The sequence below is a fragment of the Crossiella sp. S99.2 genome, assembly GCF_023094165.1.
In the GTDB taxonomy this organism is placed as follows: domain Bacteria; phylum Actinomycetota; class Actinomycetes; order Mycobacteriales; family Pseudonocardiaceae; genus Crossiella.
This window is the reverse complement of record NZ_JALMDK010000005.1, coordinates 794,576-810,412: the sequence shown is the minus strand read 5'-3', so window position 1 is coordinate 810,412 and position 15,837 is coordinate 794,576. Positions and strand designations below refer to the sequence as shown.

The 15,837-nt window shown below is 69.7% G+C and carries 15 protein-coding genes; 2 read left to right on the top strand and 13 right to left on the bottom strand.

The features are described 5' to 3' along the window. Positions 1-306: 306 nt before the first annotated feature. From tyrS to argC, 10 genes are all read right to left on the bottom strand, one after another. Positions 307-1,581 carry a tyrosine--tRNA ligase gene (tyrS, locus tag MZC64_RS23050; protein ID WP_247758299.1) on the bottom strand — a complete coding sequence of 425 codons (1,275 nt, stop codon included), beginning with the start codon at positions 1,579-1,581 and terminating at the stop codon, positions 307-309. Positions 1,582-1,613: 32 nt separating this feature from the next. Continuing rightward, a complete protein-coding gene (locus MZC64_RS23045) occupies positions 1,614-2,231 on the bottom strand; it encodes a DNA-3-methyladenine glycosylase (protein WP_247758300.1) in 618 nt (205 codons plus the stop codon). Positions 2,232-2,439: 208 nt separating this feature from the next. Then, positions 2,440-3,858, bottom strand: coding sequence for an argininosuccinate lyase (argH, locus tag MZC64_RS23040; RefSeq protein WP_247758301.1), 1,419 nt, complete (start codon positions 3,856-3,858; stop codon positions 2,440-2,442). Next, positions 3,855-5,066: an argininosuccinate synthase gene (locus tag MZC64_RS23035; protein WP_185003261.1), complete on the bottom strand. Its 1,212-nt coding sequence runs from the start codon at positions 5,064-5,066 to the stop codon at positions 3,855-3,857. The genes argH and MZC64_RS23035 overlap by 4 nt, the downstream gene beginning before the upstream one ends. Continuing rightward, positions 5,063-5,623: an arginine repressor gene (locus MZC64_RS23030; protein WP_185003260.1), complete on the bottom strand. Its 561-nt coding sequence runs from the start codon at positions 5,621-5,623 to the stop codon at positions 5,063-5,065. The genes MZC64_RS23035 and MZC64_RS23030 overlap by 4 nt, the downstream gene beginning before the upstream one ends. Positions 5,624-5,627: 4 nt before the next feature. Continuing rightward, the gene (gene argF / locus MZC64_RS23025; RefSeq protein ID WP_247758302.1) at positions 5,628-6,557 is read right to left on the bottom strand and encodes an ornithine carbamoyltransferase; all 930 of its coding nucleotides are present in this window, start codon (positions 6,555-6,557) and stop codon (positions 5,628-5,630) included. Further along, positions 6,554-7,771 (bottom strand): acetylornithine transaminase, encoded by a 1,218-nt coding sequence (locus tag MZC64_RS23020; RefSeq protein ID WP_247758303.1) that lies wholly within the window; start codon positions 7,769-7,771, stop codon positions 6,554-6,556. Before MZC64_RS23020 ends, argF begins: the two co-directional genes overlap by 4 nt. After that, entirely contained in the window at positions 7,768-8,685 is a 918-nt protein-coding gene (gene argB / locus MZC64_RS23015; protein WP_247758304.1) for an acetylglutamate kinase, read from the bottom strand. Before argB ends, MZC64_RS23020 begins: the two co-directional genes overlap by 4 nt. Beyond that, positions 8,682-9,878, bottom strand: a complete 1,197-nt coding sequence (argJ, locus tag MZC64_RS23010; protein WP_247758305.1) for a bifunctional glutamate N-acetyltransferase/amino-acid acetyltransferase ArgJ — start codon at positions 9,876-9,878, stop codon at positions 8,682-8,684. The genes argB and argJ overlap by 4 nt, the downstream gene beginning before the upstream one ends. Further along, positions 9,875-10,906: an N-acetyl-gamma-glutamyl-phosphate reductase gene (argC, locus tag MZC64_RS23005; RefSeq protein ID WP_247758306.1), complete on the bottom strand. Its 1,032-nt coding sequence runs from the start codon at positions 10,904-10,906 to the stop codon at positions 9,875-9,877. The genes argJ and argC overlap by 4 nt, the downstream gene beginning before the upstream one ends. Before the next feature lie 67 nt (positions 10,907-10,973). On the opposite strand from argC, the gene MZC64_RS23000 reads away from it, so the two are divergent. After that, positions 10,974-11,999, top strand: a complete 1,026-nt coding sequence (locus MZC64_RS23000) for a phosphotransferase (RefSeq protein ID WP_247758307.1) — start codon at positions 10,974-10,976, stop codon at positions 11,997-11,999. A 105-nt stretch (positions 12,000-12,104) separates the two neighbouring features. Next, the gene (locus MZC64_RS22995) at positions 12,105-12,629 is read left to right on the top strand and encodes a DUF4240 domain-containing protein (RefSeq protein WP_247758308.1); all 525 of its coding nucleotides are present in this window, start codon (positions 12,105-12,107) and stop codon (positions 12,627-12,629) included. On the opposite strand, the gene MZC64_RS22990 is transcribed toward MZC64_RS22995, so the two are convergent. From MZC64_RS22990 to MZC64_RS22980, 3 genes are all read right to left on the bottom strand, one after another. After that, positions 12,630-13,886 carry a histidinol-phosphate transaminase gene (locus MZC64_RS22990; protein ID WP_247758309.1) on the bottom strand — a complete coding sequence of 419 codons (1,257 nt, stop codon included), beginning with the start codon at positions 13,884-13,886 and terminating at the stop codon, positions 12,630-12,632. 272 nt (positions 13,887-14,158) lie between these two features. Beyond that, positions 14,159-14,821 carry a DUF3558 family protein gene (locus MZC64_RS22985; RefSeq protein ID WP_247758310.1) on the bottom strand — a complete coding sequence of 221 codons (663 nt, stop codon included), beginning with the start codon at positions 14,819-14,821 and terminating at the stop codon, positions 14,159-14,161. Continuing rightward, the gene (locus MZC64_RS22980) at positions 14,818-15,807 is read right to left on the bottom strand and encodes a hypothetical protein (protein ID WP_247758311.1); all 990 of its coding nucleotides are present in this window, start codon (positions 15,805-15,807) and stop codon (positions 14,818-14,820) included. Before MZC64_RS22980 ends, MZC64_RS22985 begins: the two co-directional genes overlap by 4 nt. Positions 15,808-15,837 lie beyond the last annotated feature (30 nt).

Genomic DNA, 15,837 nt, shown 5'->3' with positions numbered 1-15,837 from the left:
TTTCAAATATATAAGCTCTACTGGCTTACATCGGCACACTGTTGAGTTCTCAAAGAACACACGCACACCGCACAACCTATCAGCTACTCGCCGACAGCTTGTCCCGGGGCTTGATTGTCCTGGAAGCTTTTCTGTCTTTCTTTTCGCCGCGCCCCGTCCCCGGTCTTTCTTGGGGCCGTTCCGCGCTGGCAGAGAGAAAGTTACGCTCGGGCGAATCTGAAGTCAAATCGCCTGGTCAGGCCCGTGAACATGCGAGCCAAGGCCGCGAAACCGCTGGTCACGGCCTCGCAGCCCTCGCGTCCCACGCTAGTGCAGGACGTCGACTCCCGCAGTGTGACGGCGGCCACGTCGAACCACAAGCCACCGACCGTGCAGAAGCGTCTCCAGGGACGGCTGCCACTCCTCGTCGGTGACCTTCTCGTTGTTCACGTAGGCCCCGCCCTCGTTGACCGTGCGCCGGGCCTCGCCCCTGCTCTTGGACAGCCCCACCGCGACCAGCAGATCGACGATGGTCGGCGAGTCGGACAGCTTCACCTGCCCCGTCCCCGCCGAGGACAAGGCGGCGGTCAGCGTCGGCAGGTCCAGCTCACGCAGGTCACCACGGCCGAACAGGGCCTGACTGGCCGCGACCACCATCCGCGTCTGGTCGGCGCCGTGCACCAGGGTGGTGAACTCCTCGGCCAGCCGCTTCTGCGCGGTCCGCAGGTGCGGGGTGTCCGCGGTGAGCTGTTCGATCTCGCCCACCTCGTCCTTGCTGAGGAAGGTGAACATGCGCAGGTAGCGGACCGCGTCGGCGTCACCGACGTTCACGAAGTACTGGTACCAGGTGTACGGCGAGGTCAGCTCCGGGTCGAGCCACACGTTGCCGCCCCCGGTGGACTTACCGAACTTGCGCCCCTCCGAGTCGGTGACCAGCGGCAACGTCAGCGCGTGCACCGCGGCCCGATCGACCTGGCGGACCAGCCCGACCCCACCGACGATGTTGCCCCACTGGTCGGCGCCGCCGATCTGCAGCGCGCAGCCGTGCTTGCGGTGCAGCTGGAGGTAGTCGTGCGACTGGAGCAGCAGGTAGCTGAACTCGGTGTAGGACATGCCGTCGGTCTCCAGCCGGCGCTTGACCGTCTCGCGGCCGAGCATGACGTTGACCGAGAAGTGCTTGCCGACATCCCGCAGGAACGAGATGGCCGACATGTCCTGCGTCCAGCTGAGGTTGTTCTCCACGATCGCCCCGGTGGGCGAATCGTCGAAGTCGACGAACCGCTCCAGCTGGCCGCGGATCCGCGCGGTCCACTCGGCCACGGTGTCCTCTGTGTTCAGCGACCGCTCACCGTTGTCCCGCGGATCCCCGATCATCCCGGTGGCCCCACCCGCCAGCACGATGGGCCGATGCCCGGCCCGCTGGAACCGCCGCAGCCCGAGCAACGGGATCAGGTTGCCCGCGTGCAGGCTGGGCGCGGTGGGATCGAATCCGCAATAGAGGGTGAGCGGGCCAGCGTCCAGATCACGCCGCAGTGCGTCGATATCGGTGGTCTGCGCGATCAACCCGCGCCAGGACAACTCGTCGAGGATGTGCTCACTCACCCCAGCATCATCCCCCACCAGGTCAAACCGGTTCACCCTGGTATGCGTGGCGTGGAACTGGGCTGGCGCCGCTTCCCACCCCGCCGGTATGCGCTGACCGACGGTTCACCCCGCAGCCAGAAGCGCCACGGGATGTCCATCGCCACCGCGACCCCGACCCGAGGACCCGCCTCGACCAGGTCGTCCGGGACCGCGGGCGCGGAGGTCAGGCGGACCGGGGAGCCGGGGGTGCCCAGGTCGGCGCCGTTGTGGCCGCGGGTGATGCCCAGGGCGGTGCACAGGTTGGCCGGGCCGCGGGCCAGGTCGGCGTCCGACTTGGCGGTGGGGCGGTTGGCGCGGGCCAGGTCGAGACCGCCGGTGATCTCGGCGGCGCGGAGCAGCACCGCGCCCGGGTCGCCGTCGGTGAGGCAGACGATGTTCGCGCAGAAGTGCATGCCGTAGACGAAGTAGACGTAGAGGCGCCCGGACGGACCGAACATGATCTCGTTGCGCGGGGTTTTGCCGCGGTAGCAGTGCGAGGCGGGGTCCGCGGCACCCCAGTACGCCTCGACCTCGGTGATCCGCGCGGTGACGCCGTTGGCGGTGAGGGTGCAGCCGAGCAGTCGGCGCGCGGTGACGACGGGATCGGCGGAGAGGTCGAGGGTGGTCATCGCCAGCGATGGTAGGCGGACGCACCGACAACCAGTGACCAGGCGGAGAACTATCCGCCACGGGCACTGCGGTCTATTTTGCGATTTTCTTTGTGGGGAGGGCCTGTCGCAGAGGGACCTGGAGCCCGCGGAGTAGTCCGGCGGCGGGAGCTAAAAGAAAAAGCGAGTGGACCGAAGCCCACTCGCTTTTCCCATCACCAGCGAAAACTCAGATCTTCGCCCAATCCCGGGCTTCGGCGAGCACGCCCAGCAACCGCTGGTGCTGCTCCGCCACCCGAACCGGCGCGGTCCCGCCGTGCGCGTCCCGCGAAGCGATCGAGCCTTCCACGGTCAGCACCTCGCGAACCGCGGGCGTCAGAGCAGCGTTGATTCCCGCCAGCTCCGCGTCCGACAGCTCCTCCAGGCCCACGCCCCTGGCCTCCGCGGCCTGCACGCAAGCGCCTGCGGCTTCGTGCGCGACCCGGAACGGCACGCCCTGCCGGACCAGCCACTCCGCGATGTCCGTGGCCAGGGTGAACCCGGCGGGCGCCAGCGCGGCCAGTCGATCCGTGTCGAACGTCAGCGTCGCCATCATTCCGGTCATCGCCGGCAGCAACAGCTCCAACTGGGTGACCGAATCGAACAGCGGCTCTTTGTCCTCCTGCAGATCCCGGTTGTAGGCCAGCGGCTGGGCCTTCAACGTGGCCAGCAATCCGGAAAGGTTGCCGATCAGCCGCCCGGACTTGCCGCGCATCAGCTCCGCGACATCCGGGTTCTTCTTCTGCGGCATGATCGAGCTGCCCGTAGCCCAGGCGTCATCCAGTTTGGCGTAACCGAATTCCGCCGTTGTCCAGATGATGACCTCTTCCGCGATCCGAGAGAGGTTGACGCCCAGCATCGCCACCACAAAAGCGAACTCGGCCGCGAAGTCCCGGCTGGCGACGCCGTCGATGGAGTTCTCCACCGGGGCGTCGAAGCCCAGGTCCGAGGCGACCGCCGCCGGGTCCAGGCCCAGCGACGAACCCGCGAGGGCGCCTGAGCCGTACGGCGAGATCGCGGTTCGCTTGTCCCAGTCCCGCAACCGCGAGACATCCCGCAGCAACGCCTGACCGTGCGCCAGCAGGTGGTGGGCCAGCAGCACCGGCTGCGCGTGCTGCAGGTGGGTCCGGCCGGGCATGACCGCGGCCGGGTGCTGGGCCGCTTGCGCCGCAAGGGCTTCCACCACGTCCAGCGTCCCCGCGGCGACACGGCGGGCAGCGTCGCGGAGCCACATCCGGAACAGGGTGGCGATCTGGTCGTTGCGGGAGCGGCCGGCGCGGAGTTTGCCGCCCAGGTCGGTTCCGGCCCGGTCCAGCAGGCCCCGTTCCAGCGCGGTGTGCACGTCCTCGTCGCCCGGGTCCGGGCTGAACGCGCCGGAGACCACGTCGGCTTCGAGGGTGTCCAGCGCGGCCAGCATGGCCGGCAGTTCGGTGTCGCTGAGCAGGCCCGCGCGGTGCAGGACCCGGGCGTGCGCCCGGGAACCGGCGATGTCGTAGCGGGCCAGCTGCCAGTCGAAATGGGTGGAGACGCTCAGCGCCGCCATGGCCTCGGCGGGTCCGGAGGCGAACCGGCCACCCCAGAGCGGGGTGGCCCCGTTCTGCTCACTCATGCGCCGGTCCACTGGTTCTTCAGGTCCCGCTTGGCGGCGATCTTGCTGGGCAGGCCCCACAGCTGGATGAAGCCCTTGGCCAGGGACTGGTCGAAGCTGTCGCCCTCGTCGTAGGTGGCCAGGTTGAAGTCGTAGAGCGACTGCTCGCTGCGCCGCCCGGTGACCACCGCGCGACCACCGTGCAGCACGACCCGGACATCGCCGGTCACGTGCTCCTGGGTGCCCGCCACGAAGTTGTCCAGGGCGTCCTTGAGCGGGGAGAACCACAGGCCGTCGTAGACCAGCTCGGTCCAGCGCTGCTCGACCTGGCGCTTGAACCGGCCCAGGTCGCGCTCCAGGGTGACGTTCTCCAGCTCCTGGTGCGCGGTGATCAGCGCGATCGCGCCGGGGGCCTCGTAGACCTCGCGGCTCTTGATGCCGACCAGGCGGTTCTCCACCATGTCGATCCGGCCGACGCCGTGCGCGCCCGCCCGGCGGTTCAGCTCCTGGATGGCCTGCAGCACGGTGACGGTCTCCCCGTCGATGGCCACCGGGACACCCTTGTCGAAGGTGATGACCAGCTCTTCCGGGTCCCGCGCGACGGTCGGGTCCTCGGTGTAGGAGTAGACGTCCTCGATCGGGCCGTTCCAGATGTCCTCGAGGAAGCCGGTCTCCACCGCGCGGCCCCAGACGTTCTGGTCCACCGAGTACGGCGAGCGCTTGTTGACGTCGATGGGCAGGTTGCGGTCCTCGGCCCAGGCGATGGCCTTCTCCCGGGTCCAGGCGTAGTCGCGGACCGGGGCGATCACCTTGAGGTCCGGCGACAGCGCGCCGATGCCGACCTCGAAGCGCACCTGGTCGTTGCCCTTGCCGGTGCAGCCGTGCGAGACCGTGGTGGCGCCGTGGTACTTGGCCGCCTCGACCAGGTGCTTGACGATCAGCGGCCGGGACAGCGCGGACACCAGCGGGTAGCGGTCCTGGTAGAGCGCGTTGGCCTGCAGCGCGGGCAGGCAGTACTGCTGCGCGTACTCATCACGCGCGTCGGCGACGACCGCTTCGACCGCGCCGCAGGCGATGGCCCGCTTGCGAATGGTCTCCAGGTCCTCGCCGCCCTGGCCGACGTCGACGGCGACCGCCACGACCTCGGCACCGGTCTCCTCGGCGATCCAGCCGATGGCCACCGAGGTGTCCAGCCCGCCGGAGTAGGCCAACACAACCCGCTCGCTCATGAACTTTCTCCTTGTTGCTCACCCGAGTTCTGCGGCGCGGCAGTCGGGACGTCAGTGGGTTGGGGGGTGCCGCCGGCCAGCTCGGTGAACCGGGCGGCGAGTTGTGCCCCGGTGAGCGGCTCCCTTGCCACCACCAGCAGCGTGTCGTCCCCGGCGATGGTGCCGACGACGTCGTTCAGGGCTGCCCGGTCGACCGCGCTGGCGAGGAACTGCGCGGCACCGGGCGGGGTTCGCAGCACGGCGAGGTTGCCGGAGGCGTCGGTGGAGACGAGCAGTTCGCCGAGCACCTTGACCAGCCGGGAGGTCCCGCCCTCGACGGCGCGCACGGGGCTGCCGTCCTCCGGGATCACATACACCGGCGCCCCGCCGTCGGCGCCGCGCAGCTTGACCGCGCCCAGCTCGTCCAGGTCGCGGGACAGCGTGGCCTGGGTGGCCTCGATGCCCTCGACCGCGAGGAGCTTGACGAGTTCGGTCTGGCTACGGATGGCGCGCTGGCGGACCAGTTCGGCGATCCTGGCCTGGCGGGCGACCCTGGTGGCCGCGGTGCTCTGCGTCATCTGCTCAGCCCGCCTGCTCCAGCAGCCACACGAGCAGCGCCTTCTGCGCGTGCAGGCGGTTCTCCGCCTCGTCCCACACCGCGCTGGCCGGGCCGTCGATGACCTCGTCGGTGACCTCCCAGCCGCGGTGCGCGGGCAGGCAGTGCAGCACGATGCTGTCCACGCCGGTGCGGGCCAGCAGCGAGTCGTTGACCTGGTACGGCCGGAACGGGCCGACCCGGTCCTTGCCGTCGTTCTCCTGGCCCATCGAGGTCCAGGTGTCGGTGACCAGCACCTCGGCCCCGGCCACCGCGGCGTCGACCTCGGAGATCAGCTCCACCGAGCCGCCGGTCTCGGCGGCGCGCTGCTTGGCCGAGTCCAGGATCCAGGGCAGCGGGTGGAACCGGTTGGGCGAGGCGATCCGCACGTGCATGCCGGCGGTGGCGCCGCCGACCAGCAGCGAGTGCGCCATGTTGTTCGCGCCGTCGCCCAGGTAGGTCAGGGTCAGCCCGGCCAGACGGCCGAAGCGCTCGCGGATGGTCTGCAGGTCGGCCAGCACCTGGCAGGGGTGGAACTCATCGGTCAGCGCGTTGATCACCGGCACGCTGGCCTGGGAGGCCATCGCCTCGATCCGGGCGTGCGCGAAGGTCCGCCACACCACCACGTCGACGTAGCGGGAGAGCACCCGGGAGGTGTCCTCGATGGTCTCCTCCCGGCCCAGCTGCATGGTGCGGCCGTCCACCACCACGGCGTGCCCGCCGAGCTGGGCGATGCCCACCTCGAAGGAGAGCCGGGTGCGGGTGGAGTTCTTCTCGAAGATCACCGCGGCGGTCTTCGGGCCGGCCATCGCCTTGTTGGCCAGCGGATCGGCCTTGAGCTGATCGGCCAGGTCGAGCAGTTGTTTCTGCTCGTCCGGGTTCAGGTCGTCATCACGCAGGAAGTGGCGCAGGGTCATCGGGTCTCCTCCGCGGCGGCGTCCAGCAGGGCGGGCAGGGCGGTGACGAACTCGTGCGCGTCGGTCTCGGTGAGGATCAGCGGCGGGGCCAGCCGGATCGCGGTCGGCTGCACGTTGTTGACCAGGAATCCGGCCGCGCGGGCCGCGGCGGCCACCGCGGCGGAGACCGGTTGGTTGAGCAGGATCGCCTGCAGCAGGCCGGCGCCGCGGACCCCGGCGATGAGCGGGTGGTGCAGGTCCTCGATGCCGGTGGCCAGTTCCTTGCCCAGCGCGGCGGCGTGCTCGACCAGGCCGTCGGCGGCGATGGTGCGCAGCACGGCCAGGCCGGCCGCGCAGCAGACCGGGTTGCCGCCGAAGGTGGTGCCGTGCAGGCCGGGCTTGAGCAGGTCCGCGGCCGCGCCGAAGGCCAGGCAGGCGCCCAGTGGCAGGCCGCCGCCCAGGCCCTTGGCCAGGGTGATCACGTCCGGGGTGATGCCTGCCTGCTGGAAGGCGAACCAGGTGCCGGTGCGGCCGAGGCCGGTCTGCACCTCGTCCAGCACCAGCAGCGCGCCGTGGCGGCTGGTGATCTCGCGGGCGGCCTGCAGGTAGCCGTCCGGCGGCACCAGCACGCCCTGCTCGCCCTGGATGGGCTCCAGGAACACCGCGGCGGTCTGATCGTCCACAATGGACTTGAGGGCTTCGATGTCGCCGTAGGGCACGTATTCCACGCCGGGCGGCATGGGGGCGAACGGTTCCCGTTTGGCCGGCTGGCCGGTGAGGGCCAGCGCGCCCATGGTGCGGCCGTGGAAGCCGCCCTCGGTGGAGATCACCTTGGTGCGCCCGGTCAACCGGCCGAGCTTGAACGCGGCCTCGTTGGCCTCGGCGCCGGAGTTGCAGAACAGCACCCGGCCCTGTTCGGCGATGCCGGTCAGGTTGAGCAGCAGTTCGGCCAGTTCCAGGGTGGGCTCGGCCATGTAGAAGTTGGAGACGTGGCCCAGGGTGGCGATCTGGCTGCTGACCGCCTCCACGATGGCCGGGTGGGCGTGGCCGAGCGCGTTGACCGCGATCCCGCTGAGCAGGTCCAGGTAGCGCTTGCCGTCGGCGTCCCACACGTGCGTGCCCTCGCCGCGGACCAGGGCCAGCGCCGGGGTGCCGTAGTTGTCCATGAAGCTGGACCGCCAGCGCCGCTGACCGTCCTCATTCGACCCGAGATGGTTGATCACGTTGTGGCTCATGCCTCTTCGTCCCCCGGAACTACCATCGTGCCGATGCCGGAGGAGGTGAAGACCTCCAGCAGCACGGAATGGGCCAGTCTGCCGTCGATGACGTGTGCCGCCGGGACGCCGCCGCGCACTGCGCGCAGACAGGCTTCCATCTTGGGCACCATGCCGCTGGCCAGCTCGGGCAGCATGCCTTCGAGCTGGTTCGCGCCGATCTGGGCGATCAGCGAGGAGCGGTCCGGCCAGCGGGCGTAGAGGCCCTCGACGTCGGTGAGCACGACCAGTTTGGCCGCATCCAGCGCGACCGCGAGCGCGGCGGCCGCGGTGTCCGCGTTGACGTTGTGCGTGACGCCGTCGGCGTCGGGGGCCACCGTGGAGACCACCGGGATCCGGCCCGCGGCCACGATGTCGAGCACCGCGTCCGGGTTGACCGAGACCACATCGCCGACCAGGCCGAGGTCCACATGCTCGCCGTCGATGACGGTGCCGCGGCGTTCGGCGGTGAACAGCTGGGCGTCCTCGCCGGAGATGCCGACCGCGTACGGGCCGTGCGCGTTGATCAGCCCGACCAGTTCGCGGCTGACCTGGCCGGTGAGCACCATGCGCACCACGTCCATGGTCTCCGGACTGGTGACCCGCAGGCCACCGCGGAACTCGCCCTCGATGCCGAGCCGGTTGAGCATGGCCGAGATCTGCGGGCCGCCGCCGTGCACCACGACCGGGCGCAGGCCGCACAGCCGCAGGAACACCATGTCCTCGGCGAACGCCTTCTTCAGCGTCTCGTCGATCATGGCGTTGCCGCCGTACTTGATCACGACCAGCGCGCCGTGGAAGCGCTGCAGCCAGGGCAGCGCCTCAACGAGGACTTCGGCCTTCGCCGCGGCGGCCGCGCTGCGGTCCTGGGCGACCGCGGTGGGGATGGTGGTCATGAGGAGTACGCCGAGTTCTCTTCGACGTAGTCGTGCGAGAGGTCCGTGGTGTAGACGGTGGACCGGCCCGCGCCCATGCCGAGGCTGATGTGCACGTCGATGTCGGTGCCGGACAGGTCGGCCAGTGACCGGTCGTCGCCGCGCATCCCGTTGCGGCACACCGTGATGCCATTGACGGTGATGTCCATCTTGGACTGGTCCATGGTGATCCCGCTGCGGCCCACGGCCATCGCGATCCGGCCCCAGTTGGGGTCGGAGCCGAACAGCGCGGTCTTGACCAGGTTGTCCTCGGCGACCACTCGCGCGGTCTGCTTGGCCTGCTCGTCGTCGACCGCGCCGACCACGGTGACCTCGACGTACTTGGTCGCGCCCTCGGCGTCGCGCTGGAGCTGGCGGGTGAGGCTGCGGGCCACCGCGGTGAGCACGGCGACGAACTCGGCCGGGTCCGGCGTGCTGCCGGAGGCGCCGGAGGAGAGCAGCAGCAGGGTGTCGTTGGTGGAGGTGCCGCCGTCGACGTCGAGGCTGTTGAAGGTGACGTCCACGGCCGCGCGCAGCGCCTTGTCCAGCGAGTCCGCGTCCACCACCGCGTCGGTGGTCATGACCGCGAGCATGGTGGCCATGGTGGGCGCGCACATGCCGGCGCCCTTGGCGAATCCGCCCACGCTCCAGCCGTCGGCGTGGGTCAGCGCGGCCTGTTTGGGTTTGGAGTCGGTGGTCATCACCGCGGTCGCGGCGGCCAGGCTCGCCTCGGCGCCGCGCCCGAGCGCGGCGTGCACCGCGTCCACGCCGGGGATGATCTTGTCCATGGGCAGTCGCTCACCGATCAGGCCGGTGGAGCAGACGCCGATCTCGACCGCGCCGGCGCCGAGTACCGCGGCGACCTTCTCCGCGGTGGCGTGGCTGTCCTGGAAGCCCTCGGGGCCGGTGCACGCGTTCGCGCCACCGGAGTTCAACACGACCGCGCGCAGTCGGCGCTGCTTGAGCACCTCCTGCGACCAGAGCACGGGCGCTGCCTTGACCTGGTTGGTGGTGAACACGCCGGCCGCGACATCGGCCGGTCCGTCGTTCACCACCAGGGTCAGGTCCGGGTTGCCGCTGGCTTTGACGCCGACGTGCAGCCCTGCGGCTCGGAAGCCAGCGGGCGTGGTCACGCCCGCCGAGATATCCGGGACAAGATCCTCAGAAGAGGTCACGGTGCTACTCCCACGGTTGACAGGCCGGTGGTTTCCGGCAGGCCCAGAGCGAGGTTCATGCACTGCACCGCGGCGCCCGCGGTGCCCTTGGTGAGGTTGTCCACCGCGGCGACCGCGACCAGCCGCCCGGCGTCGGCGTCCACGGTGACCTGCAGGTGCACCGCGTTCGCGCCGAGGGTGGCCGCGGTGACCGGCCACTGGCCCTCGGGCAGTAGGTGGATGAAGGGCTCGGCGTCGTAGGCCTTGACGTAGCTTTCCCGGACCTGCTCGGCGGTCACGCCCTCGGCCAGCGGGGCGGTGCAGGTGGCCAGGATGCCGCGCGCCATCGGCACCAGCACCGGGGTGAAGGAGACCGCGACCGTCTCCCCCGCGATGGCGGAGAGGTTCTGGCTGATCTCGGGGGTGTGCCGGTGCGCGCCGCCGACGCCGTAGGCGCTGGCCGAGCCCATCACCTCGGAGCCGAGCAGGTGCGCCTTGGGGGCCTTGCCCGCGCCGGAGGTGCCGGACGCGGCGACCACCACGACATCCGGCTTGACCAGTCCGTCCACAAAGGCCGGCGCGAGCGCGACGGACGCGGCGGTCGGATAACAACCAGGGACGGCGATGCGGGTGGCGCCTTGCAGTCGCTCCCGGTGACCGGGCAGCTCCGGCAGGCCATAAGGCCAGGTCCCGGCAAACTCGGTGCCGTACCACCGTCGCCAAGCGGTCGGATCTGTGAGACGAAAGTCAGCCCCGCAGTCGATGACGACGGTCTGCCGTTCGTCGACTCCGTTGGCCACCTCCGCCGAATGACCGTGCGGTAGAGCCAAAAACACCACGTCATGGCCCCGAAGCTGTTCTAGCGTGGTGTCCAGCAGAACCCGATCGGCAAGGGGCACGAGGTGGGGGTGATGAGCTCCCAAACGGGTACCCGCACTACTGCTCGCAGTCAGTGCGCCGATCTCGACCTGGGGGTGTGCGAGCAACAGACGGAGGATTTCTCCGCCCGCGTAGCCGCTGGCACCGGCGACCGCTACCCGAACCGTCATACGAATAATTATGCACACGCTCGCAAGGTCATGCTAGTTAGTTCAGGCACGTCGAAGGAGGTTCGCCATGAGCGGGCTGGAGGCTGGCGCAGTCGCGGCCGTGTTCGACCTCGGTCGTCCACTGGGACCGTTGACACCCGTTCCTGGTGGTCACAGCCATCGGATGTGGCGACTGGACACCGAACTCGGGTCTTATGCCGTCAAGGAGATGAACCGGCTCGACTCTCCTGAGTGGCTGCCCTGGCTGCGGGCCGCCTGGCGGTTCGAGCGGGCCGCCTGGTCGGCAGGCGTGCGGATGCCGGAACCGGTGATCGCGCCCGGCGGCGATGTGGTGACCGAGGTGCCGGTGGCCGGTGGACCTGCGGCGACGGTGCGCGTGCACCGGTGGGTGGTGGCCGAACCGACCTCGCAGCCAGTGCGGCCGGAGGTGGGTCACTGGGCCGGGGAGACCATGGCCGAACTGCACCGGCTGACCATGGCGCCGCAGCCTCGCTGGGCGTTCCCGGCCGGTTCCGGCGAACAGGCAGAATTGTGGCCATTACTGGTGGAACAGGCCAAGGTCGCGCACGCGCCGTGGACCGAGGATCTGGCCGGGTTGTCCGCCACGGTCAAGGAGATCTACCGCCTCGTCACGGTGGAGGCCCCGCGCGGCCTGCCCGAGGTGATCGGGCATGCAGATCTGCGGGCCAAGAACATCCTGCTCGCTGTGGACGGCCCGGTGCTGGTCGACTGGGATCTGGCCTGCGCCAGGGTGCCCAGGGAGGAACTGGCGGGCTGCGCGCTGTCCCTGGCCGGCTGGAACCGGCCACAAGGGATGGTGGAGGCCACCGCGCGGGCGGTCATCGACGGTTACCGGCGCAACCACGGCGATTTCCCCGAGCCGCTGACCGCGGTGGACGCGGCCGGGGATCTGGGCGTGGAGGTGGACTGGGTGGCCTCGGTGGCCCGGCGCGCGCTCGGCGACGGCGCGCACGGCGCCGATGACGTGGCCCGATGCCGGGAGATCCTGCCCGGACTGATCGCCGCGCTGCCGAACAAGCTGTCCGCGGCGCAGCAGCTGGCCCGGCTCAGCACGCAAAGACTCTGCTGGTAGCGCAAATTTGCGATCCGGTGCGCATTTTTGTGGCCGGAGCCTGCCAGTTGTGTTGCGATTGCTGCGGGTAGGACGTGCCCGGACGTACCGTGCGGTGGGAGGCGGGTGCGGAAAGGCGGGCACGTGCTGGAGTTCTGGACGGTGGTCGCGGTCCCCGCGGGCACAGTGGAAGCTCGGCTGGCCGGGCTGCGCGGGCGGCTGGCCGACCTGCGCGCCGACGGGCTGACCGGCTTCCACCGGGAGCTGGTACGCGCCCACCGGCAGGCCTACCGCTGGGACCTGTGGGCGGCCTTCGACCTGGTCCGGGGTGGACTGTCCGATCAGGAGTTCACCGCGGCCCGCAACTGGCTGATCCTGCACGGCCGCACCGACTTCGACCGGGTGATCGCCGACCCCGACGAGCTGGCGGCCCTGTGCCCCGACGACCCGGAGGACCTGGACACCGCGGGCACGCTGAGCACCCTGGCCGGTGAGCTGCTGATCGAACGCGGCGCGCCCGGCCTGGCCACCACCCTGGAATCGCCGGAGCTGTTCGAGGCCCCGGCCGGGATCCGGGTGACCGGCGGCCTCGAACAGCTCCGGACTCACTTTCCGCGGATTGCCAAACGCTATGAGGGCAGCGCGCTGTAGCTAGGCCGAGCGCGAGCGGCCCCGGGGCGGCCGCGGACCGGCGATCGTCGGCGCGTCCAGGTCCACCACGACCTCGCCGGTGGGCCGGGTACGCGGTTCGGCCCGAGCAGGGGCCGGGATCCGCGGTTCGGACGGCAGTTCCCCGGTGCGGGCGCGGGCGAACCCACGCAGCCCCTCCACCAGCCGGTCCACATCGGACTCCGGCCGGACCACCAGCCGGAGGAAGTCGCTGGTCATGCCGAGCTTGTTGCCGCACTCCCGGACGAAGACCCCGTGCTTGGTCAGCAGGTAGTCGCGCAGTTCCGCGCCATGCACCCCACTGGGCAGCTTGACCAGCAGGAAGTTGGCCTGCGAGGAAAAGATGGTCAACTCGGGGAACCGGCCGAGCGAGGCGGTCATCAGGAACCGGTCCCGCGCGAGCAAGCGCAGACTGTCCCGGTACTCGTCCTGGTGCTCGGCGAGCATGAAGATGACCGCCTCGGCCAGCGAGTTGAGGTTCCACATCGGCAGTGCGCCGCCGATCCGCCGGACCAGCGCCGGGTTGGCGATGAGGTAGCCGAACCGGATGCCGTGCAGCCCGAAGTTCTTGCCCAGGCTCTTCAGCACCACCACGTTGGGCCGGATCATCGCCTCCATGGCCACCGAGGCGTCCTTCTCCACCTCGACGAAGTCGATGAAGGACTCATCCACGATGATCAGGTCCAGGTGCGCCAGCTCGTCCAGGAACCGGATCACCTCCCGCTTGGGCAGGTAGCCCCCGTCGGGATTGTTCGGATTGCACAGCACCGCGACCCGAGAGCCACGGGCGGCGATGAAACGCAGGTAGGCGTCCACGTCCAGGGCGAACTTGTCCGCCTCGTGCAACAGGAACATGTCCACCCGCTTCCCCGTTTCCAGGGGCTGGTCGGTCCACCGCCCGAAGGTGGGGATGGGCACCGCGATGCTCTCCCGGATCAGCAGCCGGTCGATCCAGGTGATCAGCTCGGTGGACCCGTTGGCCATCGCCACCGTCGCCGGGTTGAGCCCGAGCACCTTGCAGAGCTGCGCGGTGATGGTGGCCGCGTCGCTGGGGTAGAACTTGAGGATCCGCTCCAGGTTCTCGGCCAGCTCGTCGAACATGCGGGGCGTCGGGAAGTACGGGTTGCAGGGAATGCAGAAGTCCACCAGCTCCCGCCCACCCATCCCCCGCTGCAACGCGAAGTAGGACGGACTGTGCGCCCCCTGCCGGAGCAACCCGGTGTCCACACCATGCCGCACGGAAACTCCCTTCGCCGTCACGGATAACACGTGCCGCCGAAGAAACCGGTTCACCCACCCACCCGGAGTGTTGGCCGTTCTCGTACACCGAGTTGGCCCAACTGGTACGCCGGTTTGGCCCAAGTCGTACGTCGAGTTGGGCCAAGTCGTACGCCCGGTGTGCCCAAGTGGGCGGTTGGACGAGTTGGGCGAACTCGGCGTACCGGTTGGGCCAACGTGGCGTACGAGTTTGGCCAAGTGGGCGTACGAGAACGGCCAACACTCGGGAGGGGTTAGGGGACCTTGGTGGCCAGTTTTTCGGCTAGGGCCTTGGCGAGGGGGCAGGGGTCGAGGCCGGGGAAGCGGCCGTTGCGGACGTCGACGCCGCCGCCGCCCTTGGCGAACTTCATCGCGACCAGGCAGATCGGGTCGTTCAGGGAGCCGATCTTGTCGGGGACGACCGCGGCGGGTTTGCCGCCGAGGGTGAGCTTCTCGCCGCCGAAGCGGGACGGGTCGATCGTCGAGCCCCAGACCACGCTGACCCGGAAGTACGGGCTCTTGGTGACCGGCGCGGCCGAGGGAACCGGCTGGCCGGAGCTGGGGATGACGATGCTGACCATCTCGTCGTTGTAGAACATGCAGCCGGTCTCGATGGCGTCGTCCTTCTTCAGCGCCATCAGTTTCGGCGGGCGGTTCTTCGGATCCCGTTGCGCCTCAGGGATATCCGGCCAGCCCAGCACCGTGCACGGATCGAACGGGGCGCCCGCGGCCTGCCAGTCCTTGGGCGGGTTCTGCAGACCCAGGCGGATCGGCTGGCGCTTGACCTTCTCGCCAGAAGGCGGGGTCACGCCGGACTCGGCGGCGTTCTGGCCGGCCGCGGTGGGGGTGCCGGGAATCGACTGGGTGCAGGCGGTCAGCACGGCCAGCGCGGCCAGCAGGGGCAGGAGTTTCTTCATGACAGGGCCGCCTTGGTGACGATCTTGGCCGCGGTCTCGGCCTGCTGGCAGTCGGGGGCGGTCAGCCGGATCACCGGGACCTCCTCGTTGAGGCCGGGGATCGAGGTTTCCTCGGCCTGCACGTTGATCGTGCACTCGCCCTTCCGCTGCTGCACGGTCCCTGGCTTGCCCTCGATCTGCACCGGCTTGTACTGGCCTGGGGTGCGCTGGGCCGCGGCGACCGGGTCGTCGGCGAAGAGGAACCGGACGTCGAAGCCGGAGCTGCCCGTCTTGGACCGCACCGGCAGCCGGACCACGCAGGCGTACGGGCTGGGCACCATCAGCTGTGGCTTGTCGCCGCCCTGCGGGAGCAGCTTGGCCAGCTCCTCATACGTCGCGCACGGGTCCTTGCCGGCCAGCGCGATCGCCGGTTCGGTGGCGCCCTCGCTGCGCAGCGGCGGGTTCGACCAGATTGGCGCGAGGGTGGCCAGGTAGTCCTTGCCGAACTCGCAGGCCGGCTTGGGTGGCTGCTTGCTGTCCACGCCGCCGCTGTAGGTGATCCGCAGCGTGATCGCGGACTGCTTGCTGGTCAGGTAGTGCCAGCTGCAGCTGGTGTTGTCCTTGGAGTCGCTGAGGAAGGTCTTGCCACCGATCTCCGCCTTCGCCTCGTCCTGCGGGAAGAACGGGGCGCCGACGTAGGTGTAGACCGCGAAAGTGCCCAGGTCGGGCCGTTTCACCCGGGCCACGCACTGGTCAAGGGTCTCCGGCTCCAGCAGCTCGAACTCGCCGCCGAAAACCTTCTTGATCGCCTCGGGATCGTGCAGGGCACAGGTGTCCCAGGTGCGGTACACCGAGTTCTCCGCCAGTCGCTGCCGGGTGCTCTGGTCCATGTCGACCGGCCCGGACTGCGCGGTGGAGGTGGGTTTGGTTGGCGTGGGCGGGGCGCTGGTCCCGGTGCACCCGGAGACCAGCAGCCCCACCACGATCAGGCCTATGACGCTGCGCACGGGCCAAAAGCTAGTCCACTTCGGACAGCC

Bases quoted from the DNA above. Each gene is read 5' to 3' on its own strand.
- MZC64_RS23045 (WP_247758300.1), bottom strand. From the start codon at position 2,231: ATGACCACCCTCGACCTCTCCGCCGATCCCGTCGTCACCGCGCGCCGA.
- argH (WP_247758301.1), bottom strand. From the start codon at position 3,858: ATGAGTGAGCAGAACGGGGCCACCCCGCTCTGGGGTGGCCGGTTCGCC.
- MZC64_RS23035 (WP_185003261.1), bottom strand. From the start codon at position 5,066: ATGAGCGAGCGGGTTGTGTTGGCCTACTCCGGCGGGCTGGACACCTCG.
- MZC64_RS23030 (WP_185003260.1), bottom strand. From the start codon at position 5,623: ATGACGCAGAGCACCGCGGCCACCAGGGTCGCCCGCCAGGCCAGGATC.
- argF (WP_247758302.1), bottom strand. From the start codon at position 6,557: ATGACCCTGCGCCACTTCCTGCGTGATGACGACCTGAACCCGGACGAG.
- MZC64_RS23020 (WP_247758303.1), bottom strand. From the start codon at position 7,771: ATGAGCCACAACGTGATCAACCATCTCGGGTCGAATGAGGACGGTCAG.
- argB (WP_247758304.1), bottom strand. From the start codon at position 8,685: ATGACCACCATCCCCACCGCGGTCGCCCAGGACCGCAGCGCGGCCGCC.
- argC (WP_247758306.1), bottom strand. From the start codon at position 10,906: ATGACGGTTCGGGTAGCGGTCGCCGGTGCCAGCGGCTACGCGGGCGGA.
- MZC64_RS23000 (WP_247758307.1), top strand. From the start codon at position 10,974: ATGAGCGGGCTGGAGGCTGGCGCAGTCGCGGCCGTGTTCGACCTCGGT.
- MZC64_RS22985 (WP_247758310.1), bottom strand. From the start codon at position 14,821: ATGAAGAAACTCCTGCCCCTGCTGGCCGCGCTGGCCGTGCTGACCGCC.